This window comes from Streptococcus oralis subsp. tigurinus (genome assembly GCF_002093575.1).
Taxonomy (GTDB): Bacteria; Bacillota; Bacilli; order Lactobacillales; family Streptococcaceae; genus Streptococcus; species Streptococcus oralis_CH.
The window spans coordinates 110,103-133,859 of record NZ_LNVH01000004.1; the positions used below are offsets into that span (position 1 = coordinate 110,103).

The window sequence follows — 23,757 nt, forward strand, 5'->3', positions numbered from 1 at the left end:
GATTTGATTTCAGCTGTTCAAAGCAACTCGAATCAAAAGGAACAAATAGCCGGAGAGGACCTCTTGGTTCTCTCCTTTTTCAAAGGAGAAATGATACCGCTTACTCATGTATGCGGATGAAAGGAATAGGAGAAAGATGGATAGACATTTTTTTGAGAAACGCTGTCACTATAGTATAAGAAAATTTGCAATCGGTGCAGCCTCCGTTATGATTGGTGCTAGTATCTTTAGCGCCAATATGGTTCAGGCGGCAGAAACAGCAACACCTTCAGAGACAGAGGGAAGTATCACTCATGTTCAAGCCATGGATAAGTTACCAGATGATTTAGCCGCTGCGCTTGAAAAGGCGGATGCAGAAGCTGCAACAGAAACAAGTCATGAAGAAACTCCAGCGACTGATGAGGGAACCAATCCTGCAGCAAGTGAAGAGGCAAAACCAGAGACAAGTCCTGCAAGTCCCAAGCCGGCAGAAACGCCGAAACCGGTTGAAACACCAAAGGCAGACAATCAACCTGCGGAAACCACTACACCAGCAGAAAAACCAGCTGAAAAGACAATCGAAGATAGAGAAGATGTCAACCATCTCGAGGGTGCTACTGCTCAGGCGAGCAACCATGAGACTGGGACCAACTTTACTGCAGATAAGGCTATCGATGGAGATGACAATACCCGTTGGGCTACAGATAGAGATGTACCAAAACCAACCTTCGAATTAACTCTTCCAAAAACTACTCTCATCAAGCATGTAGAAATAGACTGGGATCGTCGTCTTCGTAATGGGCAAAATGACCCCAATATCAAATCTTGGAGTCTCTACTACGCAGGTCAAGAAGACGTGGGCGCTAACGGAGAAAAACAATGGAAACTCGCTCATACCAAGACTGGAGATCCTGTTTTAGATGAGAAAGTTGACCTAGCTGAAAGTATTCAAGCTAAATATCTTAAGTTAGAAATTAACGACTATCAAGCGGGCACAATGGGTTGGAGAAACGTTGGTATCCAAGAAATTCGAGCTTATTCTAACGTTCCGGACCATAGTAAGCTAATGGATATCCGCCAAGTAACCGAACTAACAGTAGCAGAAGATGGACAGTCTCTTGTCTTACCAACTTTACCAGGAAAAGTCAGTCTCATTGGAAGCAACAAGCAAGGTGTGATTGACCTTCAAAATCACATCCATAAACCTCTGACAGATCAACGCGTCAAGGTCATGGTCCAACAAATTAGAGACAGTCATACCTTTACAAAAGAGTTTGAAGTAGTCATCAGGGGCCTACATCAGGACGAGGGTGTAGGTGTCAAACCAAAAGTAGCACCAGCTGTTCAACAATGGTATGGGAAAGAAGGCCAATCTTCTATCACTTCAGATACAGTCCTTGCGACAGGTGATTCTGGCTTTGATCAGGCAGCAACCTTTTACCAGTCAGACCTTGCTAGCCGTGGATTGGAACTGGCGACAGGTGATAAGCAGGCTCAAAAACGAATCGAGTTTAAAAAGGTTGAAAACAAGGGTTATGGTAAAGAAGGGTATGGCATCACTATCCAAGATGATGTGATTACCATCGAAGCTGCCACAAACACAGGAGCCTTCTACGCCACTCGTACTCTTCTTCAAATGGGAGAAACAGACCTACAAAATGGCGAAATTCGTGATTTCCCAAGTTTCAGCCACCGTGGCTTTATGCTAGATACAGGTCGTAAATTTATCCCTTACGACACCCTTGTAGACATCATGCTCAACATGGCTTACTACAAGATGAACGACTTGCAGTTGCACCTTAATGATAACTATATCTTCCTTAAGGAACACTTGGCAGGTAAGAATTTAAGTCCAGAAGAACAACTCAAGTATGTACTTGAACATGCCAAGACTGGTTTCCGTGTGGAGACAGACATTGTCGGTAAGAATGGTCAAAAATTGACATCAGACGAGCATTATACCAAGGAAGAAATGCAAAATCTGATTAAACTTGCCAAGGCCTTGCATATCAACCTAGTACCAGAAATTGACACACCAGGTCACGCTCTATCATTTGTCAAAGTTCGCCCAGACCTCATGTATCAAGGTAGTTTGAGCGATTATGCAGGCAAGCACAATGTTGAGCGCGTAGCCATGCTCGATCTAGATAATAAATACGATGAAACGCTGGCTTTTGTCAAATCAGTTTATGACAAACTCCTCGATGGTCCAAATGCACCGCTTCATGGCGTGTCCACAGTTCATATCGGAACGGATGAATACTATGGCAGCAGAGAAAGTTATCGTCGCTATGTCAATGACCTTATCAAATACATTAAAGGAAAAGGCTATACCCCTCGTATCTGGGGCTCACTCAGTGCGAAACGAGGTAAAACAGCGGTTGATTGGAACGGAGTAGAAGTTGATATCTGGAGTATTAGCTGGCAACGACCAAATGAAGCCATTGCTCAGGGAGCTAAGATTATCAACATCACAGATGTACCGACCTATAGTGTGCCAAGTGGAAGCAATAGTCAAGCAGCCTACGGGGACTATGCTAACTACGAACGCCAGTACAATAGCTGGACACCGAATGATTTTAGAACAGGTGGAGGTCCACTTCTACCAGCTTCTCATCCAAGTATCCTTGGTGGTGGTCACGCAGTTTGGAATGATAATATCGACCTTCATGAGACAGGTTTGACCTCTTATGACATCTTCAAACGCTTTTTCAAGAGCATGCAAACCACTGCAGAACGCACCTGGGGATCTGACCGTGCAGCTGCGACCTTTGCAGAACGCACCCTACCAACGAGTCCTTATGCGCCACAGTCAAATCCTGATAAAGAGATTGATCAAAGCGACTTGTTTACTATCAATTCTGAAACAGTCAAGAACTATGCGAGCAAGAAGGTGAAGACAAGCGAGCAGGGATTGGCTTTTGAGAAAGACAGCAGTATCGAAGGCTTGGCTGGTGATGTTGGTCCAAGTCACGTCTTGAAGTTTGATGTAACTGTCACTGGAGACGGGGAACAAACCTTCTCAACAAGTGGGGACAATCGTATCTATCTAGCTGATAAAGATGGTTATCTTGCTTATCAATTTGAACAGTTCCATATTCAATTCAATAAAAAACTTGAAAAGAACAAACGTTATCAAATCTCTATCGTGACCAAACCACAATCAACCGAAGTCTATGTGGATGGTGAAAAGATTGAGCGTATCGCAAATCCAGCCTACCCTCGCTTTGCCCACAATAGCTTGGTACTACCGCTTGAAAGCATCGGTGGTTTCAAAGGAATCTTGCATAGTGCAGAGTTGTCAGACAAACCATTTGTAAATCCTCGCTTGATTTCAAATGATAAGATCACTGCAACCGCAAGCAGTCAGCAACTTCCAGGAAACGCGACTGAAGGCGCTGTTGAAAAGGCCTTTGATAATGATCCAAATACCTTCTGGCATACTAAATGGACTGGTGACACTGCGCCATACACTCTTACTATGACCTTGAAAGAAGCAGAAAAAGTCAATGGTTTGACTTATCTCCCACGTCCAGGTGGTGGAAATGGTGTTGTGACGCGCTACGAAATCTACGCACAAAAAGATGGCCAAATGGTCAAGGTTTCAGAAGGAAGCTGGGACAACAATGCCCAAGAAAAAACAGTTAACTTTGCGGCGGTAGATACCAACAAGATTGAGTTGAAAGTATTGGAAGGCGTTGGTGGTTTTGCAAGTGCGGCTGAAGTTCATCTATTGAAACCTGTCAAAGAAGGACAAGAAACACCTGAACCAAGTCAGCCTCAACCACCATCTACTCCTGAAAAACCAAAAGTAGAGCAAACCGGTGATGGAACAGTTGAATTGGCAGATCAATTCACTGCAAGTAAACCAGCTAGCGAAGATAGCATTGCAGCTGCCAGCAAGAGCGCAGACTATCTCAAGAAAGAGTACAAGGTCTTCCCAACGCCACAAAAAGTAACTTATGGCGAAGGTGTTATAGCCCTTCGTAAGCAAGTCAATCTGGTCATGGGCGATCAACTCGATATCTATACTCGTAATCGCTTGAAGAGTGTCTTGCAGGACAATCAAGTATCTTATACAACTGGTAAGGCAGCAATCGCTGGCGCAACCAACATCTATCTTGGAGTGCATGGACAAGGTTCACAAGCAGAGCAAAACTTGTCCAAGGTTTCAGCAGGTCTCTTTGACAAGATTGACGCCTATGTCTTGAGTATCAAGGATAATTCGATTTCTATCGTCGGAAAAGACACTGATGCAGTCTTCTATGGTTTGACAACCTTGAAACACATGCTCAAGGAAAGCCAAGTACCAGTCCTTCGTAATGTGACAGTAGAAGATTACGCAGAGCTCAAGAACCGTGGTTTCATCGAAGGATACTATGGAAACCCATGGTCGAATGCCGATCGTGCAGAACTCATGCGTTTTGGTGGCGATTTGAAATTGAACCAATACTTCTTTGCACCAAAAGATGATCCATACCACAACAAGAAATGGCGTGAACTCTATCCGGAAGAAAAACTAGCTGAAATCCGTGAACTTGCTCGTGTCGGAAATCAAAGTAAAACACGCTATGTCTGGACTATCCATCCATTCATGAACAACCGTATCCGCTTTGGCAATGAAGCGCATTACCAAGAAGATTTGGCAACCATCAAGGCCAAATTTACCCAGTTGATGAAAGTGGGTGTCCGCGAATTTGGTATCCTTGCAGATGATGCTCCAAGCCCAGTCGGAGGCTACAATAGCTACAACCGCTTGATGCAAGATATGACCAAGTGGTTGACTGAAATGCAGGGAACTTACAGCGGTCTTCGTAAAGAAATGATCTTTGTTCCTGGCCAGTATTGGGGTAATGGACGTGAAGATGAGTTGAAATCCCTCAATGAAAATCTCCCAAGTTCAACATCAATGACCTTGACGGGTGGTAAGATTTGGGGTGAAGTCTCTGAAAGCTTCCTTTCAACTCTCAAGAACAATCTATCCGCAGGTGGCAAGACCTATCGCCCAGTTTCACTTTGGATTAACTGGCCTGTAACAGATAACTCGAAACAACACTTGATTCTAGGTGGTGGTGAGAAATTCCTTCATCCAAATGTGGATCCAAGCTTGCTGTCTGGTATCATGTTGAACCCAATGCAACAGTCTGAACCATCTAAGATTGCCCTCTTTTCAGGAGCTCAATACTCATGGAAACAGTGGAAATCAGAAGAAGAAGCTAAGAAAATCAATGATATTGCCTTCAACTTTGTAGAAAATGGTCATTTTGAAGATAGCAAGGTATCAGCAGCCTTCCGTGAACTTGGTAAGCACATGATCAACCAAAACATGGATAATCGTGTCGTCAAACTAGAAGAATCTGTAGACTTGGCTCCAAAATTAACAGACTTCATGACCAAGCTCAAAGCAGGTCAGGATGTGACTGCCGAACGTGCAGCCTTGCGAGCTGAATTTGCCAAGATTAAAGATGCAGCCGAACTTTATAAAGCATCAGGCGATAAAAAAATGGTTGCCCAAATCCACTATTGGTTGGATAATGCAATCGACCAAATGAATGCCCTCGATGCCTTCCTTACAGGAACTGAAGCCATGGCTACAAACGATGCAGCCAAACTTTGGGATAGCTACTATAAAGGTTTGAAATTGTACGAACAGTCTCAAACTCACACCTTCCATTATGTAGACCATATGGAAAAAGCTGAATTGGGTGTTCAACATATTCGTCCATTTATCCTATCCTTGAAAGAAGTTCTAGCGTCTGAAGTTCAAAAAGTCTTGCACCCAGATCAAATCATCAGCACCTTTATCACCAATCGAACAGGTGTAGAGGGTGGTTTGGCAGAAGTGACGGATGGCGACTTGGCAACTCATGCGATTATTAAATCACCAAATAGCATCAAGACAGGTGATTATATTGGTATGAAGTTCAACAAGCCAGTAGCGATTCAAACCTTGACCTTTGCTATGGGAACGCAGGCAAATCCGCGTGATACTTTTAGTAAGGCAGAAGTGCAGTATCTAGATGAAAATGACAACTGGGTAACCTTGAAAGAGCCAAGCTATGTCGGAAATGAATCCCTGCTTAAGTTTGAGAATCTCAACATCAAGGCCAAGGCAGTTCGCATGATTGCGACAGCAGACCGCGAGAACACTTGGTTTGCAGTTCAGGAAATTGCAGTCAACCGTCCAGTTGAAAAAGCTCGTAGCCAACAAGCAACGACAGTTAGTCTAAGCTCAAATCTAGTTTACAAACTAAATACCTCAGCCCGTCAAATCACTGATGGCAAGGACAATACAGAAGCCATGATGGCAAATGCTGACGGTAGCAATACGACACCAGTAGATGCCTGGGCACAACTGGACCTCGGTGAAGTCAAGTCAGTCACTAAAGTACGACTTCGCCAAGGAACGGGTGATAAGCTTGCTGCAGGTGTACTTGAGTATTCTACAGATGGAACTGCGTGGCAAGAGTTGGATCGCCTATCAGGAGAACAAACCAAGGAAGTGACCAGAGCTATAAATGCTCGCTACATCCGAGTCCGCAATACTAAGGCACTCGACCTCTGGTGGCGTATCCAAGACTTCTCTGTTGAGACACGCTCTGGAAACAGTGAGTTAACGGACACCAACGTCGATGCCTTGAAGGAAACGCCGGTAGTGGATAGCTTGGGACATTATGAACTTCAAATTCCAGCTGGAACTAAACTTCCTGCAAATAGCTATCTAGGTATGAAACTTGATCGTATCCATCAAGTCAAGAGCATCCAGCTCCAAGGCCAGGCTAACTCAGCACTCAGCCTAGAATACTCTGCAAATGCGCAAGAGTGGACGCCAGCTAGCCAGTTGACAGACAGATCTGTAGTGAGTCACTTGGTACGTTATGTGCGTCTGGTCAATAAAACAGATCAGGAACAAGCTGTGACAGCCACTTCTCTCCTTGTGACAACCAAAGAAGTGCAACCAACCAAACTAGAATCTACAACTATGGGCATTCATCCAACATACGGAAGCAATGATGTTCGTAAGCTGAACAACCTAGATCAACTATTTGACGGTGTTTACAACAACTTCGTTGAGTTTTCAGACTATGCCCATAAAGATGGTCATGTGACCTTGAAACTTGGCAGCGAACGCACTATCAAGAAGATTAGAGCTTATATCCAAGACGGAACACAAAACTACCTTCGTGATGGCAAGATTCAAGTCAGCCAAGACGGTAAAACTTGGACAGATGTTGTGACAGTGGGAGATGGTGTGGCCAACAGCCAACACGATGATTCATTGACAGATGGTTGGACACACGATTCTAAGATGCCAGGAAATCGCTACATCGAGGGTGAATTGACGACACCAGTTAAAGCTAACTATCTCCGTGTCCTCTATACAGCAGACTATGATGCCCGGTTTGTAGGCTTTACAGAATTGGTCATCAACGATGGTGAATTTGTCAAACCAATCAATGATCCAACAGTAGAAGGAAATGGTGGAGAAAGCCAAGGCAACCTTTATAATAATCTTGTAGACGGCAAAGTCTTGACCAGCTACAAGTCTGAAAAAGACAAGGGCGAGTTGGTGTATCACTTGTCTGAGCCGACCAATGCTAACCACCTTCGTCTTGTTTCTAGTCTTCCTGAAGGAGCGAAAGCACGTATTCTTGCTAGAACACTCAAGGATGGTCAAGACAGTTGGACAGACCTCGGTGCCATTACATCTAGTCTCCAAACTTTTGCTATCCGAAATGGCGGCTCTCTTCTAGACGTCAAATTAGTCTGGGAAGGCGGCAAGGCTGAGTTTTATGAATTGGCAAGCTTCCATCAAGAATTGACAGAAGAACCGATCCAATCAAGCAAGGGTGAAGAACCAGCACCTGTTCTTGAGGTTCCTGAATTCACAGGTGGTGTCAATGCAGTTGAAGCCTTGGTACATGAGCTTCCAGAGTACACAGGCCCAGTAGCGACAGTAGGTGACCAAGCTGCTCCAACAGTAGAGAAACCTGAGTTCAAGGGTGGTGTCAATGCAGTGATGGCTCTAGTGCATGAATTGCCAGAATACACAGGCCCGCTAGCAACAGTAGGTGATCAAGCTGCTCCAACAGTAGAGAAACCTGAGTTCAATGGCGGTGTCAATGCTGTTATGGCACTGGTACATGAGCTTCCAGAATACACAGGTCCATTATCGACAGTAGGCGACCAAGCAGCTCCAACAGTAGAAAAACCTGAGTTTAAACTTAGCACTCTAGTTTCTGATCAAGGTAAGACTCCAGATCATAAACAAGAAATTGCTAGACAAGAAACAGCAAAACAGAGCTTGCCAGCAACAGGTGAGAGTCAATCTGACACAGCCCTCTTCCTAGCAGGTGTTAGCCTAGCCCTATCTGCTCTCTTTGTAGCAAAAACAAAGAAAGACTAGTATTTAGTAAAACCTCTTAACAAGATTACGAAATCCGTTTCCTATCTTTCCCAATGAGGTTTATAGTACAGAAAAAGCCTGAGAAGATGTCTTCTCAGGCTTTTGTTAAGCACATAAATACGATACTGCTATGAAAAAATCACCCAGAAAAATCCGGGTGATAAATGTTATGGTTGTGCTGGTTGAGGATTCTGATTTTGGTTCTGGTTTTGTTGACCAGGCGTTGTATTTGGTTGCTGGTTATTGGTATTATTGTTTGCACTATTATTCGTGCTTGGAGTAGTTGAGCTTGACTGTGAAGTTGAACTTTCTGATGTCGAGCTCGAACTTTCAGGTGTTGGAGCCTGTTGCGGAGCAGGGGCAGTCCATGCAGAACGAGCACCGTTTTTAAAGACGAACTCACCACTTCGATAGAGGCCTTCTGGCATAGTCCAGTCGCCAGGGTTGTTATCCTCAGACAGATAAGTCATCATTGAACGGTAGACCTTAGCTGCAACATAGAAGCCATCACCAACGATAGGAGTAAGGCGGTTTGAGTAACCTGTCCACACGGCCATTGAATATTTGCGAGTATACCCAACAAACATTTCGTCTGGAGCGACATAACCTGTGTTTTTGATGTAGTTTTCAATTTCATCGTCTGTATAGTTTGATGTACCAGTCTTACCAGCTTGAGGTAGCCAAGGGAGATAAGCACCACGACCAGTTCCGTATGCTAAGACAGTCTTCATCATTTCTGTCATCATATAGGCGGTCGTCTCTTTCATGGCACGAGTACCAGGATCAGCGTATTCTTTTGAGCTACCATCGCTAAAGACGATTTTGTTGATATACATTGGTTTATGGTAGATACCACCGTTAGCAAAAGCAGCGTAAGCAGCAGCCATTTTCTCACTACTTGCTCCGTACTTTTTGTTTGACTCAGTCGTATTACTTGAAATCGCGTTGGCATAGTGCATATCTGGATAGTCAATACCGATTCCATTTAGGAAGGTCTTGGCTCTATCCAAACCGACTTTGTTCAAGGTTTCTACGGCTGTAACGTTACGTGATTGTTGGAGCGCATATTGGATGGTGATGTTTCCAAAATAACTTCTATCCCAGTTGTAAAGAGGGGTATCTGTTCCAGGATAGTTGTATGGAACATCATGTACAATCGAAGCAGTTGAGTCGTAGATGTCATACTCCAAGGCAGGAGCATAGTCTGTGATTGGCTTCATGGAAGAACCCCAGTCACGGTTGGTTTCAACAGCTTGGTTGATTCCGAAGGAAACATTGCTTGATTGGTGACGAGAACCTAACTGAGCAATAACTTTCCCGTTTGTCACATCCACAATCGTTGAAGCTACTTGCATTTCATCATCAGGATAGTTGACATACTCGTCGGTATTGTAGATATCCCAGAGATGTTGTTGAACTTTAGGATCAACGTTGGTATAGACGTCCATACCAGTCGTTAAGAGATTGTAGCCTGTTTCTTGTTCGACTTGATCGATTACCTCTTTGAGATAGTTGTCCATGTATGGAGGATAACTATTAGCCGATTTTAGGCTTTGAAGTCCATCTGTAATCGGAGTATTAATCGCTTTTTCATATTGCTCAGCTGAAATGTAACCTTGTCCCTTCATCTCAGAGAGGACGAGATTGCGTCGTTCTTGAGCAGCTTCTGGATGTGAGTATGGATCATACTGATTTGGTGCCTGAGGCATTCCGGCAAGGAGAGCCAACTGCGGGATACTCAAATCTTTGAGGTCCTTGCCATAGTAATTTTGGGCAGCAGTTTGCATACCGTAGTTACCGTTTGACATATAGACCTTGTTGATGTAGTAGGTCAGGATTTCTTGCTTGGTTGCTTTCTGTTCAAGTTGAACGGCCAGCCAAGCTTCTTGAGCCTTACGTGAAAGAGTCTGGTCCGACGTTGATGTAGAAAAATAAGTTAATTTAATCAGCTGCTGCGTTAAGGTTGAAGCTCCCTGAAGGCCTCCACCACCACGAAGATTTCGTAGAGTGGCACCGAGGATACGAATAGTATCAACCCCGCGGTGATTAAAGAAACGATGGTCTTCAATTGAGACGATGGCATTAACCAACTCTGTAGGGATTTCATTTGCTTGCGCATTTACCCGACGTTCTGATCCAAGATCGGCAATGAGTTCATCGTTTTTGTCATAGATCTTGCTAGACGTTGTAGCGACTAGTTTACTTTCAGATAGGGTCGGAGCCTTGCTGACATAGTAGAGGAAGAGACCTCCACCAAGCATTACAGCTGCGATAAATACAGTTAAGAGACTGATACTGACATACTTAGCTATTCGCAGAAAAGTTTGTTTGTTCATCTTGTTTTACCACCTAGTAAATGTTCTTTGATAATATCGAGATAGGGAATCTGGGGAAAGGCACCCAGCTCAATCCTATATCCATTTTCTCGAATATATCCAAGTGGCATTGACTTTTGTCCCTTATCTTGATGATAGAAACGAATCAGGTCAACAGCCGGCAATAAATAAGTTTCTTGCTGAGAAGCAAAGTGAAGAAGGACAAAGCAGATTCCTCGCTGGGCAAGGACCTGTTCCATATGCTGAATCTGATGGTGATGGAAATTCTTCATCGGAATCGCATGTTTTTGCCTAGTTTCCTTTGCTTCAAAGTCGATGTAATATCCATCATAAACCCCTGAATAGTCTGTGGTTGAAGCTTGTCTGAAGTAGGCTTCAACGATCTTGGCTCGACTTCGTTGGGGATAGTCAACACGTACGATTTGGATGGGAGTTGGTTTCTTGTGAATCACTGCCATCCCATGCGACAAGTAATAATCGTTCGTAGCGTTGATCATCTTTTCAAAAGACATTCCCCGATTAGCGAAATTTTTAGTTTGTGATGGGGGAGCTTGTCTCTTCTGTGATGAAATTTTATGTGGATAGTTGACCATAATTCTCCTTATTGGTACAATAACATCACTCTATTATATCATAAATTTACAAAGAAAGGGTTAAAAATGACAACAGCCTTGATTTCAGGTTATTCTGCCTTCGACCTTGGTCTCTTTAATGACAAGGATATTCGCGTTGATATTATCAAAACAGCTATTCGGAGAGACCTGGAGCGTCTAGCAGAGGAAGGGGTGACCTGGCTTGTCTTTACTGGGGCTCTGGGCTTTGAGTACTGGGTACTTCAGGTGGCGAAAGACATGAAAATAGACTATGGATTTCAGCTGGCGACCATTTTTGATTTTGAAACCCATGGTAGTAACTGGAATGAAGCCAATCAAGTGAAGTTGAGCGAATTCAAGCAAGTTGATTTTGTTAAATATGCCTATCCACAATATGAACACAAGGGACAACTACGTGATTATCAGACATTTTTACTGGAGAACACAGATATTTGCTATCTTTTTTATGATGAAGAAAACGAAACCAAGTTACAATATTTTTACCAAATGATGAAAAATCAAGCGGACTATGTTACAAGGCAATTAACATTTGATGAGTTAAATGAACTAGCAGAAAATTTTTCTGAAAAGTAACCCTTTGACCTTGATTTTTACTTGTCTTTTTTTATATAATAATACTAGTAACCCAGAATGGAGAGAGACATGGCAAGTATTATATTTTCAGCAAAAGATATTTTTGAACAAGAGTTTGGACGCGAAGTGCGTGGATATAGCAGAGCAGAGGTGGATGAATTCCTCGATGATGTGATTAAGGATTATGAAACCTACGCAGCTTTGGTCAAATCCCTTCGCCAAGAAATTGCCGATTTGAAGGAGGAGTTGTCTCGTAAACCACAGGCGGCTCCAACTCAACCAGACTCTATTGAAGTAACAGCTTCTACTTCAATGACAAATTTTGATATTTTGAAACGCTTAAATCGTCTCGAAAAAGAAGTATTTGGTAAGCAAATCTTAGACAATCAAGATTGATATTGAGTAAGGGATGAGTGCAATTTTTGGATAATCGCGTGAAGAGGTTCTCTTTTCATGAGGAAAGTCCATGCTAGCACAGGCTGTGATGCCTGTAGTGTTTGTGCTAGGCGAATCCATAAGCCTAGGGACGAGTGATCGTTACGGCAGTCGAAATGGCTAAGTCTTCGGATAGGTCAGAATAGGCTTGAAAGTGCCACAGTGACGGAGTCTTTCTGGAAACAGAGAGAGTGGAACGCGGTAAACCCCTCAAGCTAGCAACCCAAATTTTGGTCGGGGCATGGAGTGCACGGAAACGAACGTAGTACTCTGACTGCTAGCAGATTTATGCTGTTAGCGGTAGACAGATGATTATCGAAGGAAGTGGTCCTAGTCACTTCTGGAACAAAACATGGCTTATAGAAAATTGCATATAGGTTGGGGCTGAGAAATCTTTCTCAACCTCATTTTTTAAAGTGAACAAGAGAAAGGTCTTGCAAGACTAGAAATGAAAGAACAATTTAATTTAATCGCAACTGCTGCGGCGGGTCTTGAGGCTGTCGTTGGACGTGAGGTGCGAGAACTTGGTTATGATTGCCAGGTTGAAAATGGGCGTGTCCGCTTCCAAGGAGATGTGAAGGCAATCATTGAGGCCAATCTTTGGCTTCGTGCAGCGGATCGCATCAAGATTGTAGTCGGAAGTTTTCCAGCTAAGACTTTTGAAGAGCTTTTTCAAGGTGTTTTTGCTCTAGATTGGGAAAACTATCTCCCGCTTGGGGCGCGTTTCCCGATTTCAAAGGCCAAATGTGTTAAGTCAAAACTTCATAACGAGCCCAGTGTTCAGGCCATTTCTAAGAAAGCTGTTGTGAAGAAATTACAAAAACACTATGCCCGCCCAGAAGGAATTCCCTTGATGGAAACGGGTCCCGAGTTTAAGATCGAGGTATCTATTCTGAAAGATGTGGCAACTGTCATGATTGACACGACAGGTTCTAGCCTTTTTAAACGTGGTTATCGTACGGAAAAAGGTGGAGCTCCTATCAAGGAAAATATGGCAGCGGCCATTTTGCAACTTTCCAACTGGTATCCAGACAAGCCCTTGATTGATCCAACCTGTGGTTCAGGAACTTTCTGTATCGAGGCGGCTATGATTGCTAGAAAGATGGCGCCGGGTCTTCGCCGTTCCTTTGCTTTTGAGGAATGGAACTGGGTTAGCGATCGGTTAATCCAAGAGGTCCGTACTGATGCTGCTAAGAAAATTAATCGTGAGATAGAACTGGATATCATGGGCTGTGATATTGATGCTCGTATGGTAGAAATTGCCAAGGCAAATGCTCAAGCAGCAGGTGTCGCAGGAGATATCACCTTTAAACAAATGCGGGTACAGGACTTGCGCACAGACAAGATCAATGGCGTTATCATTTCCAATCCACCATATGGGGAACGCTTGTCTGATGATGCGGGAGTTACCAAGCTCTATGCTGAGATGGGACAGGTCTTTGCACCACTGAAAACCTGGAGTAAGTTTATCCTGACGAGTGACGAAGCTTTTGAAAGTAAGTACGGAAGTCCAGCAGATAAAAAACGAAAACTCTATAACGGAACCTTAAAAGTGGATTTATATCAATATTTTGGTCAGCGTGTGAAACGCCAAGAGGTAAAATAGAAAGGTAAACTCATGAGTAAGAAAAGACACGATCGTCATAAAAAAGAACAGCAAGAGCCACAATTCGACTTTGACGAAGCAAAAGATTTGACTGTTGGTCAAGCAATTCGTAAGAACGAGGAGGTTGAGGCTGGAGTATTGCCTGAAGACAACATCTTGGACAAATACATCAAACAGCATCGCGAAGAGATCGAGGCAGATAAGTTTGAAACTCGTCAGTTTGAAAAAGAAGAGTTGGCTTCTACTCAAAACTTAGAGGAATTGATCCAAGAAGTTCGTGAATCAAGTGAACTTTCTGAAGAGGTAGACGATTCAGACCTGGTTTCCGAGGAATCTATTGAAGAGATAGACAATGAAGAAACTACTCAGTTTGTTCCACCACTTCAAGATGAGGAAAGTACTGAAATGGAGCCTCTCGTTTTAACAGAAACAGCATCCAAGGAAATGAATGAGGAAAATGAGGAACAAGAAGAAACCTATACTTCCCTATCACGATCAGTGCAGACGGAACCTGAAACAGGCTCTAAAAAGAAACGTCTGATTACCATCGTTTCTGTGGTAGCTGCGATTCTTGTTCTTGCTGGGACGTATTATGTCTACCGTCAGGTATCCCGTTCGAACCAAGAAATTCAGTCTTCTCAATCATCTTCAGGAAATCAAGAATCGCAAACCGACTTGCAAGAGTTCAATACGCTTTATGATTCCTTCTATACAGATGCCAATAAGACTGCTTTAAAAAATAGCCAGTTCGATAAGTTGAGCCAGCTAAAAACCTTACTGGATAAGTTAGAAGGTAGCCGTGATTATACACTAGCTAAGTCAAAATACGATAGCCTAGCAACTCAAATCAAGGCCATTCAAGATGTCAACGCCCTCTTTGAAAGTCCAGCTATTACTGATGGTGTCTTGAATACCAATGCTAAAGCCAAGGCGGATGCTAAGTTCACGGAAGTTAAAACGGGAAATACAGAGCTTGATAAACTGTTAGATCAGGCGATTAGTCTTGGTAAGAGTCAACAAACCAGTGCTTCCAGCTCAAGTTCTAGCACGAGTCAAGCAAGCTCAAGTTCAGCTACAGAAAGCAGTGCAAGCAGTACGACGCCTTCAACAAGTACCACGGCACCGGCTAGAGATACAAATGGTGGTTTATCTGGCGATGGGGTTAATCTTCAAAGAAGTGTTAGTCGTGTACCCTACAACCAATCAGCTGTAGACGATAGCAATAACCCTGCTTGGACGTTTGCAGATGGTGTATTGGAACAAATCCTAGCAACCTCACGTGCTCGTGGCTATATCACTGGCAACCAATACATTCTCGAACGTGTCAATATTGTAAACGGAAACGGCTATTACAACCTCTACAAACCAGATGGAACCTACCTCTTCACCCTCAACTGTAAGACTGGTTACTTTGTAGGGAATGGTTCTGGCCATGCAGATGACTTGGACTATTAGGAGTCCGTTACAAAATTCTTTCCTTTCATAGGTAAAAATGATAAAATAAAACAAATTAAATAAGAGGAGTGTCACATGACAAAAGCTAACTTTGGTGTCGTAGGTATGGCCGTAATGGGTCGTAACCTTGCCCTAAATATCGAATCTCGTGGTTATACAGTTGCCATTTACAACCGTAGTAAAGAAAAAACAGAAGACGTAATTGCCTGCCATCCTGAAAAGAACTTTGTGCCAAGCTATGACGTTGAAAGCTTTGTAAACTCAATCGAAAAACCTCGTCGTATCATGCTCATGGTTCAAGCAGGACCTGGTACAGACGCAACTATCCAAGCCCTTCTTCCCCACCTTGACAAGGGTGATATCTTGATTGACGGAGGAAACACTTTCTACAAAGATACCATCCGTCGTAATGAAGAGTTGGCAAACTCAGGTATCAACTTCATCGGTACAGGTGTCTCTGGTGGTGAAAAAGGTGCCCTTGAAGGTCCTTCTATCATGCCTGGTGGACAAAAAGAAGCCTACGAATTGGTTGCTGATGTTCTCGAAGAAATTTCAGCTAAAGCACCAGAAGATGGCAAACCATGTGTGACTTACATCGGTCCTGATGGAGCTGGTCACTATGTGAAAATGGTCCACAACGGTATCGAGTATGGTGACATGCAATTGATCGCAGAAAGCTATGACCTCATGCAACACTTGCTTGGCCTTTCTGCAGAAGACATGGCTGAAATCTTTACTGAGTGGAACAAGGGTGAATTGGACAGCTACTTGATCGAAATCACAGCTGATATCTTGAGCCGTAAAGATGATGAAGGTCAAGATGGACCAATCGTAGACTACATCCTGGATGCTGCAGGAAACAAGGGAACTGGTAAATGGACTAGCCAATCAGCACTTGACCTTGGTGTGCCATTGTCACTCATCACTGAGTCAGTATTTGCCCGCTACATCTCTACATACAAAGAAGAGCGTGTACATGCTAGCAAGGTCCTTCCAAAACCAGCTGCCTTCAAATTTGAAGGTGACAAGGCTGAGTTGATCGAAAAGATTCGTCAAGCTCTTTACTTCTCAAAAATCATCTCATACGCACAAGGTTTTGCTCAATTGCGTGTGGCTTCTAAAGAAAATAACTGGAACTTGCCATTTGCGGATATCGCATCTATCTGGCGTGATGGCTGTATCATCCGTTCTCGTTTCTTGCAAAAGATTACAGATGCCTACAACCGCGATGCTGATCTTGCTAACCTTCTTTTGGATGAGTACTTCTTGGATGTTACTGCCAAGTACCAACAAGCAGTTCGTGATATCGTAGCTCTTGCTGTTCAAGCTGGTGTACCAGTACCAACCTTCTCAGCAGCTATTACTTACTTTGATAGCTACCGTTCAGCTGACCTTCCTGCTAACTTGATCCAAGCGCAACGTGACTACTTTGGTGCCCACACTTACCAACGTAAAGACAAAGAAGGAACCTTCCACTACTCTTGGTATGACGAAAAATAAGTAGGTCTGCCATGGGGAAACGGATTTTATTACTTGAGAAAGAACGAAATCTCGCTCATTTTCTCAGTCTGGAACTCCAAAAAGAGCAATACCGTGTTGATCTGGTCGAGGAGGGGCAAAAAGCCCTCTCCATGGCTCTCCAGACAGATTATGACTTGATTTTACTGAATGCTCGTCTGGGGGATATGACGGCCCAGGATTTTGCAGAGAGGCTGAGTCGAACAAAACCAGCCTCAGTGATCATGGTCTTGGACCATCGCGAAGAATTGCAAGACCAGATTGAGACAATCCAGCGCTTCGCCGTTTCTTACATCTATAAGCCAGTGATTATTGATCAGCTGGTGGCTCGTATTTCAGCGATTTTCCGAGGTCGGGACTTCATTGACCAACACTGTAGTCAGATGAAGGTCCCAACGTCTTACCGCAATTTGCGTATGGATGTAGAACATCATACCGTTTATCGTGGCGAGGAGATGATTGCTCTGACGCGCCGTGAGTATGACCTTTTGGCCACTCTCATGGGAAGCAAGAAGGTCTTGACTCGTGAGCAGTTGTTGGAAAGTGTTTGGAAGTACGAAAGTGCGACAGAAACCAATATCGTGGATGTTTATATCCGTTATCTACGTAGCAAGCTTGATGTAAAAGGTCAAAAAAGCTACATTAAAACCGTGCGTGGTGTTGGTTACACCATGCAAGAATAGAAAAGCAGTTGCAGTTGTGTAACTGCTTTTTTTGAGAAGTTTCTATATATTGACATACAATAAAGTCTTTGCTACAATCAGTTATGGAGGAAAGATCTAATGAAAAAATTTAAAACAATGATGCAAGTTGGACTAGCAGTCTTTTTCTTTGCTTTGCTAGCGACAAGCACCGTCTTTGCGGATGATACTGATTCAGAAGGCTGGCAATTTGTCCAAGAAAATGGTAGAACCTACTATAAGAAGGGGGACCTCAAAGAAACCTACTGGCGAGTGATTGATGGGAAGTACTATTACTTTGATTCTTTATCTGGAGAGATGGTTGTCGGCTGGCAATATATACCGTTTCCATCTAAAGGTAGTACAATTGGTCCTTACCCAAATGGTATCAGATTAGAAGGTTTTCCAAAGTCAGAGTGGTACTATTTCGATAAAAATGGAGTGCTACAAGAGTTTGTTGGTTGGAAAGCATTAGAGGTTAAAACTAAAGACAGTGTTGGAAGAAAGTATAGTGAAAAACGTACAAATCCGGAAGATAAAGAAGAGAAGAGTTTTTACACGAACTATTACTTTAATCAAAATCATTCTTTAAAGACAGGTTGGCTTTATGATCAGTCTAATTGGTATTATCTAGCTAAAACGGAAATTAATGGAGAAAACTATATTGGTGGTGAAAGACGTTCAGGTTGGATAAATGATGGTTCAGCTTGGTACTATCTAGATCCAACAACTGGTATCATGCAAACTGGTTGGAAGTAAATTGGCAATAAGTGGTACTATCTCCGTTCATCAGGAGCTATGACAACCGGCTGGTATCAGGAAGGCTCAACTTGGTACTATTTAGATGCTGAAAATGGCGATATGAAAACAGGCTGGCAATATCTTGGTAACAAGTGGTACTATCTCCGTTCATCAGGAGCTATGGCAACTGGTTGGGTGAAAGACGGTTCAACTTGGTACTACCTAAATGCAAGTAATGGAGATATGAAGACAGGTTGGACCAAAGTAAATGGAAACTGGTATTATCTCAATTCAAATGGAGCAATGGTTACAGGTAGCCAAACTATCGATGGTAAAGTTTATAACTTTGCTTCATCTGGTGAGTGGATTTAATCTTGGAGGAGATACAAATGAAGCTTTTGAAAAAAATGATGCAAGTCGCACTAGCAACATTTTTCTTTGGTTTGCTAGCTACAAATACTGTATTTGCGGATACCACAGGTGGCCAATTTGTTGATAAGGATAATAGAAAATATTATGTAAAAGATGATCATAAAGCAATCTATTGGCATAAAATAGACGGTAAAACTTACTATTTTGGTGATAGAGGAGAGATGGTTGTCGGTTGGCAATACGTAGAAATTCATGGAACAGGTTATCGTGATAATTTATTAGATAACCAACCAGTTAATGAAATCGGACTCCAACAAAAATGGTATTATTTTAGCTCAGATGGTGCTTTGCTAGAACAAACAGATAAACAAGTACTAGAGGCAAAAACGTCTGAAAATACAGGAAAAGTATATGGTGAACAATATCCTCCATCTCCTGAAAAGAGAACTTATTATTTTGATAATAACTATGCTGTAAAGACAGGTTGGACTTATGAAGACGGTAATTGGTATTATTTAAATAAGCTAGGAATTTCTGGCGATGATTCTTACAATCCACTACCAATTGGTGAAGTTGCTAAGGGTTGGACTCAAGATTTCCATGTTACTTTTGGTATTGATAGAAGCAAACCTGCTCCGTGGTACTACTTAGATCCAACAACTGGCATCATGCAAACAGGTTGGCAACATCTTGGTAATAAATGGTACTATCTCCGTTCATCAGGAGCCATGGCAACTGGCTGGTATCAGGAAGGCTCCATTTGGTATTATCTAGATGCTCAAAATGGTGATATGAAGACAGGTTGGGCTTATGTTGGCAACAGTTGGTACTACCTTCGTTCATCAGGTGAAATGGCAACTGGCTGGTATCAGGAAGGTTCGACTTGGTATTATCTACATACAAGTAATGGCGATATGAAGACTGGTTGGTTCCAGGTTAATGGCAAATGGTACTACGCTTACAGCTCAGGTGCTTTGGCAGTGAATACAACCGTAGATGGTTATTCTGTCAACTATAATGGCGAATGGGTCCAATAATGAAAGAGGCGATTGTGAAGGAAACAATCGCTTTTTTTGTGAAAATATAATAAAATAGATAGGAGAAAATACTACTGTATGAAATGAGACGGTTTTTCCGTCTGGTTAAAGGAAAACATGACAAAAAAAGTTGGTGTCGGTCAGGCACATAGTAAGATTATTTTAATAGGCGAGCATGCGGTTGTATACGGCTATCCTGCCATTTCCCTGCCTCTCATAGAGGTGGAAGTGACTTGCAAGGTGGTCCCTGCTGAAAGTCCGTGGCGTCTTTATGAGGAGGATACCTTGTCCATGGCAGTGTATGCATCGCTGGAGTATTTGGATATCAAAGAAGCTTGCATTCGATGTGTGATTGACTCAGCTATCCCTAAAAAACGGGGAATGGGTTCGTCAGCAGCTATCAGCATAGCAGCTATTCGTGCGGTATTTGACTACTACCAAGCCGACCTGCCTCATGATGTATTGGAAATCTTGGTCAATCGGGCTGAGATGATTGCCCATATGAATCCAAGCGGTTTGGATGCCAAGACCTGTCTCAGTGACCAACCTATTCGCTTTATCAAGAATGTTGGTTTTACAGAACTTGAGATGAACCTATCTGCCTATTTGGTGATTGCTGATACGGGCGTGTATGGTCACACTCGTGAAGCTATTCAAGTGGTTCAAAGCAAGGGCAAGGATGCCCTACCGTTTTTGCATGCCTTGGGAGAATTGACCCAGCAGGCAGAGGATGCGATTAGACGAAAAGATGCTGAGGAACTGGGACAAATCCTCAGTCAAGCACATTTACATTTAAAAGAAATTGGTGTTAGTAGCCCTGAGGCAGACTCCCTCGTTGAAACGGCTCTGAGCCATGGTGCTCTAGGTGCCAAGATGAGTGGTGGTGGACTTGGGGGCTGTATTATCGCCTTGGTAGCCAATCTGGACCAAGCGCAAGAACTAGCAAAACGATTAGAAGAGAAAGGAGCTGTTCAGACATGGATCGAAAGCCTGTAACAGTACGTTCCTACGCAAATATTGCCATTATCAAATATTGGGGAAAGAAAAAAGAAAAAGAGATGGTTCCTGCGACCAGCAGTATTTCTTTGACTTTGGAAAATATGTACACAGAGACGACCTTGTCGCCTTTACCGACGGATGCGACTGCTGATGCCTTTTATATCAATGGTCAGCTTCAGAGTGAGGCTGAGCATGCCAAGATGAGCAAAATCATCAACCGTTACCGTCCAGAAGATGAGGGATTTGTCCGTATCGATACCCAAAACAACATGCCGACTGCGGCTGGCTTGTCATCCAGTTCTAGTGGTTTGTCCGCCTTGGTCAAGGCTTGCAATGCTTATTTCCAGCTAGGATTGGATAGAAGTCAGTTGTCTCAGGAGGCTAAGTTTGCCTCAGGGTCGTCCTCACGCAGTTTTTATGGGCCACTAGGAGCTTGGGACAAGGATAGTGGGGAAATCTACCCTGTAGAGACAGACTTGAAACTAGCTATGATCATGTTGGTGCTAGAAGACAAGAAAAAACCAATTTCTAGCCGTGATGGGATGAAACTCTGTGTGGAAACTTCGACGACCTTTGATGATTGGGTTCGCCAGTCTGAGAAGGATTATCAGGATATGCTGGTTTATCTCAAAGAGAATGATTTTGCTAAGGTTGGGGAATTAACGGAGAAAAATGCCCTAGCCATGCACGCTACGACCAAGACTGCTAGTCCAGCCTTTTCTTATCTAACGGATGCTTCCTATGAAGCCATGGACTTTGTTCGCCAGCTTCGTGAGCAAGGTGAAGCCTGTTACTTTACCATGGATGCCGGTCCCAATGTCAAGGTCCTCTGTCAAGAGAAAGATTTGGATCATCTATCTGAAATCTTTGGTCAACGTTACCGCCTGATTGTGTCAAAAACAAAGGATTTGAGCCAAGATGATTGCTGTTAAAACTTGCGGGAAACTCTATTGGGCAGGTGAATATGCTATTTTAGAGCCAGGACAGTTAGCCTTGATAAAGGCCATCCCCATCTATATGAAGGCTGAGATTGCGTTTTCTGAGAACTATCGTATTTACTCAGATCTGTTTGATTTCGCAGTGGACTTGAAACCAAATTCTGCCTACAGTTTGATTCAAGAAACGATTGCTTTGATGGGGGACTTCCTTGCTGTTCGTGGTCAGACTTTGCGACCTTTTTTCTTGGAAATCCGTGGAAAAATGGAACGGGAAGGCAAAAAGTTTGGTCTGGGTTCTAGCGGTAGCGTCGTTGTTTTGGTGATCAAGGCCCTGCTGGCTCTATATGATATTACGGTTGATCCGGAACTCTTGTTTAAGCTGGCAAGCGCAGTCTTGCTCAAGCGAGGCGACAATGGTTCTATGGGAGACCTTGCCTGTATCATTTCAGAGGATTTGATTCTCTACCAGTCTTTTGATCGCCAAACGGTGGCTACTTGGTTGGAAGAAGAAAGCTTGGCAACAGTTTTGGAGCGTGATTGGGACTTTTCTATCTCACAAGTGCAACCGGGCCTAGAATGTGATTTCCTAGTGGGATGGACTAAGGAAGTAGCTGTATCGAGTCAAATGGTTCAGCAAATCAAGCAAAACATAGACCAGAATTTTTTAAGTTCCTCAAAAGCAACGGTATCTGCTTTGGTAGAAGCCCTGGAGCATGGGGATGCAGAAAAAATTATCGAGCAGCTGAAAACAGCCAGTCAGCTTTTAGAAGGTTTGAGCCCAGATATTTACACACCTTCGCTGAGACAGTTGAAAGAAGCCAGTCAAGATTTGCAGGCTGTTGCCAAGAGTAGTGGCGCTGGTGGTGGTGACTGTGGGATTGCCTTGAGTTTTAATGAGCAATCAACTGAAACCTTAAAAAACCGTTGGGCCGATCTGGGGATTGAGCTCTTATACCAAGAAAGGATAGGACATGACGACAAATCGTAAGGACGAGCATATCCGCTATGCCCTTGAGCAGAAAAGTTCCTATAATAGCTTTGATGAGGTGGAGTTGATTCATTTTTCCCTGCCCCTTTATGACCTGGAAGAGATTGATTTGTCTACAGAGTTTGCAGGTCGAAAGTGGGACTTTCCTTTTTATATCAATGCCATGACAGGTGGGAGCAAAAAAGGTAAAGAAATCAATCAAAAACTGGCTCAGGTGGCAGAAGCATGTGGGATTTTGTTTGTGACGGGATCTTATAGCGTAGCTCTCAAGGATCCAACAGATGACTCTTTTTCTGTCAAATCTAGCCATCCAAATCTCCTTCTAGGAACCAATATTGGATTGGACAAGCCTGTTGAGTTGGGACTTCAGACTGTAGAAGCGATGAATCCTCTTCTCCTGCAAGTGCACGTCAATGTCATGCAGGAATTGCTCATGCCAGAGGGAGAAAGAAAGTTCAGAAGCTGGCAATCGCATCTAGCAGATTATAGCAAGCGGATCCCTGTTCCCATCGTTTTAAAGGAAGTGGGCTTTGGGATGGATGTGAAGACTATCGAAAGAGCCTATGAACTGGGTGTTCGAACGGTTGACCTGTCGGGTCGTGGTGGTACTAGCTTTGCCTATATCGAAAATCGTCGCAGTGGTCAGCGTGACTACCTCAATCAATGGGGCCAGTCTACTATGCAAGCCCTTCTCAATGCCCAAGACTGGAAAGACAAGGTCGAACTTTTGGTTAGCGGAGGGGTTCGGAACCCGCTGGATATGATTAAGTGCCTGGTCTTTGGTGCCAAGGCTGTGGGACTGTCACGTACCGTTCTAGAGTTGATTGAAACCTACTCCGTCGAAGAGGTGATTGGTATTGTCCAAGGCTGGAAAGAAGACCTGCGCTTGATCATGTGTGCCCTTAATTGTGCCACCATAGCAGATCTGCAAGACGTAGACTATATTCTTTATGGCAAACTAAAAGAAGCAAAAGATCAGATGTAGAGAGGTCGGGACAAGAATCCCGCCCTTTTTTGTAGCCTTTTGTCAACTGTGGTGGGCTGAAAGAACCTAGTTTGTAGGAGCGATTTCTGTCCTA

The 23,757-nt window shown here is 43.4% G+C and carries 14 protein-coding genes, 1 other RNA gene and 1 pseudogene; 14 read left to right on the plus strand and 2 right to left on the minus strand.

Annotated features, from left to right (window positions below):
* The first annotated feature begins 136 nt into the window (after positions 1 to 136).
* Positions 137 to 8,386 (plus strand): SIALI-17 repeat-containing surface protein, encoded by an 8,250-nt coding sequence (locus ATE37_RS05570; RefSeq protein ID WP_084868300.1) that lies wholly within the window; start codon positions 137 to 139, stop codon positions 8,384 to 8,386.
* Positions 8,387 to 8,553: 167 nt separating this feature from the next.
* Here ATE37_RS05570 and pbp1a read toward each other — a convergent pair whose 3' ends face one another.
* A complete protein-coding gene (gene pbp1a / locus ATE37_RS05575; RefSeq protein ID WP_084868302.1) occupies positions 8,554 to 10,722 on the minus strand; it encodes a penicillin-binding protein PBP1A in 2,169 nt (722 codons plus the stop codon).
* On the minus strand, positions 10,719 to 11,315 hold the full coding sequence (recU, locus tag ATE37_RS05580) for a Holliday junction resolvase RecU (RefSeq protein ID WP_000248761.1): 597 nt from the start codon (positions 11,313 to 11,315) through the stop codon (positions 10,719 to 10,721). Before recU ends, pbp1a begins: the two co-directional genes overlap by 4 nt.
* A 66-nt stretch (positions 11,316 to 11,381) precedes the next feature.
* Between recU and ATE37_RS05585 the strand changes: the two genes are divergently transcribed.
* The 13 genes and pseudogenes from ATE37_RS05585 to fni all read left to right on the plus strand — a co-directional run bounded on the left by ATE37_RS05585 (position 11,382) and on the right by fni (position 23,663).
* Complete coding sequence (locus ATE37_RS05585; RefSeq protein WP_084868303.1) at positions 11,382 to 11,909, plus strand: SLOG family protein; 528 nt, start codon at positions 11,382 to 11,384, stop codon at positions 11,907 to 11,909.
* Between the two features lie 69 nt (positions 11,910 to 11,978).
* Positions 11,979 to 12,305 carry a cell division regulator GpsB gene (gpsB, locus tag ATE37_RS05590; protein WP_061418633.1) on the plus strand — a complete coding sequence of 109 codons (327 nt, stop codon included), beginning with the start codon at positions 11,979 to 11,981 and terminating at the stop codon, positions 12,303 to 12,305.
* A 22-nt stretch (positions 12,306 to 12,327) separates the two neighbouring features.
* Positions 12,328 to 12,709: RNase P RNA component class B (rnpB, locus tag ATE37_RS05595), an RNA gene on the plus strand.
* A gap of 83 nt (positions 12,710 to 12,792) precedes the next feature.
* Positions 12,793 to 13,950, plus strand: coding sequence for a THUMP domain-containing class I SAM-dependent RNA methyltransferase (locus ATE37_RS05600; RefSeq protein ID WP_084868305.1), 1,158 nt, complete (start codon positions 12,793 to 12,795; stop codon positions 13,948 to 13,950).
* A gap of 12 nt (positions 13,951 to 13,962) precedes the next feature.
* Entirely contained in the window at positions 13,963 to 15,405 is a 1,443-nt protein-coding gene (mapZ, locus tag ATE37_RS05605; protein WP_084868306.1) for a cell division site-positioning protein MapZ, read from the plus strand.
* Positions 15,406 to 15,480: 75 nt separating this feature from the next.
* Positions 15,481 to 16,905 carry an NADP-dependent phosphogluconate dehydrogenase gene (gene gndA / locus ATE37_RS05610; protein WP_000158772.1) on the plus strand — a complete coding sequence of 475 codons (1,425 nt, stop codon included), beginning with the start codon at positions 15,481 to 15,483 and terminating at the stop codon, positions 16,903 to 16,905.
* Positions 16,906 to 16,916: 11 nt separating this feature from the next.
* A complete protein-coding gene (locus ATE37_RS05615; RefSeq protein ID WP_000518005.1) occupies positions 16,917 to 17,606 on the plus strand; it encodes a response regulator transcription factor in 690 nt (229 codons plus the stop codon).
* A 99-nt stretch (positions 17,607 to 17,705) separates the two neighbouring features.
* Positions 17,706 to 18,716: pseudogene (gene cbpJ / locus ATE37_RS05620) on the plus strand (choline-binding protein CbpJ).
* A gap of 17 nt (positions 18,717 to 18,733) precedes the next feature.
* Positions 18,734 to 19,753: a choline-binding protein CbpC gene (gene cbpC, locus ATE37_RS05625; protein WP_084868308.1), complete on the plus strand. Its 1,020-nt coding sequence runs from the start codon at positions 18,734 to 18,736 to the stop codon at positions 19,751 to 19,753.
* Positions 19,754 to 19,870: 117 nt separating this feature from the next.
* The gene (gene mvk, locus ATE37_RS05630; protein WP_084868309.1) at positions 19,871 to 20,749 is read left to right on the plus strand and encodes a mevalonate kinase; all 879 of its coding nucleotides are present in this window, start codon (positions 19,871 to 19,873) and stop codon (positions 20,747 to 20,749) included.
* A complete protein-coding gene (gene mvaD / locus ATE37_RS05635; protein WP_084868311.1) occupies positions 20,731 to 21,684 on the plus strand; it encodes a diphosphomevalonate decarboxylase in 954 nt (317 codons plus the stop codon). The genes mvk and mvaD overlap by 19 nt, the downstream gene beginning before the upstream one ends.
* Positions 21,671 to 22,678 (plus strand): phosphomevalonate kinase, encoded by a 1,008-nt coding sequence (locus tag ATE37_RS05640; RefSeq protein ID WP_084868313.1) that lies wholly within the window; start codon positions 21,671 to 21,673, stop codon positions 22,676 to 22,678. The genes mvaD and ATE37_RS05640 overlap by 14 nt, the downstream gene beginning before the upstream one ends.
* Positions 22,662 to 23,663 carry a type 2 isopentenyl-diphosphate Delta-isomerase gene (gene fni / locus ATE37_RS05645; RefSeq protein WP_084868314.1) on the plus strand — a complete coding sequence of 334 codons (1,002 nt, stop codon included), beginning with the start codon at positions 22,662 to 22,664 and terminating at the stop codon, positions 23,661 to 23,663. Before ATE37_RS05640 ends, fni begins: the two co-directional genes overlap by 17 nt.
* Positions 23,664 to 23,757: the final 94 nt, after the last annotated feature.

Excerpts from the sequence above, each read along its gene's own strand:
- gndA (WP_000158772.1), top strand. The coding sequence starts at position 15,481 with ATGACAAAAGCTAACTTTGGTGTCGTAGGTATGGCCGTAATGGGTCGT.
- gpsB (WP_061418633.1), top strand. The coding sequence starts at position 11,979 with ATGGCAAGTATTATATTTTCAGCAAAAGATATTTTTGAACAAGAGTTT.
- mvk (WP_084868309.1), top strand. The coding sequence starts at position 19,871 with ATGACAAAAAAAGTTGGTGTCGGTCAGGCACATAGTAAGATTATTTTA.
- mvaD (WP_084868311.1), top strand. The coding sequence starts at position 20,731 with ATGGATCGAAAGCCTGTAACAGTACGTTCCTACGCAAATATTGCCATT.
- ATE37_RS05585 (WP_084868303.1), top strand. The coding sequence starts at position 11,382 with ATGACAACAGCCTTGATTTCAGGTTATTCTGCCTTCGACCTTGGTCTC.
- recU (WP_000248761.1), bottom strand. The coding sequence starts at position 11,315 with ATGGTCAACTATCCACATAAAATTTCATCACAGAAGAGACAAGCTCCC.
- ATE37_RS05615 (WP_000518005.1), top strand. The coding sequence starts at position 16,917 with ATGGGGAAACGGATTTTATTACTTGAGAAAGAACGAAATCTCGCTCAT.
- pbp1a (WP_084868302.1), bottom strand. The coding sequence starts at position 10,722 with ATGAACAAACAAACTTTTCTGCGAATAGCTAAGTATGTCAGTATCAGT.
- ATE37_RS05600 (WP_084868305.1), top strand. The coding sequence starts at position 12,793 with ATGAAAGAACAATTTAATTTAATCGCAACTGCTGCGGCGGGTCTTGAG.
- mapZ (WP_084868306.1), top strand. The coding sequence starts at position 13,963 with ATGAGTAAGAAAAGACACGATCGTCATAAAAAAGAACAGCAAGAGCCA.
- ATE37_RS05570 (WP_084868300.1), top strand. The coding sequence starts at position 137 with ATGGATAGACATTTTTTTGAGAAACGCTGTCACTATAGTATAAGAAAA.
- cbpC (WP_084868308.1), top strand. The coding sequence starts at position 18,734 with ATGAAGCTTTTGAAAAAAATGATGCAAGTCGCACTAGCAACATTTTTC.
- ATE37_RS05640 (WP_084868313.1), top strand. The coding sequence starts at position 21,671 with ATGATTGCTGTTAAAACTTGCGGGAAACTCTATTGGGCAGGTGAATAT.
- fni (WP_084868314.1), top strand. The coding sequence starts at position 22,662 with ATGACGACAAATCGTAAGGACGAGCATATCCGCTATGCCCTTGAGCAG.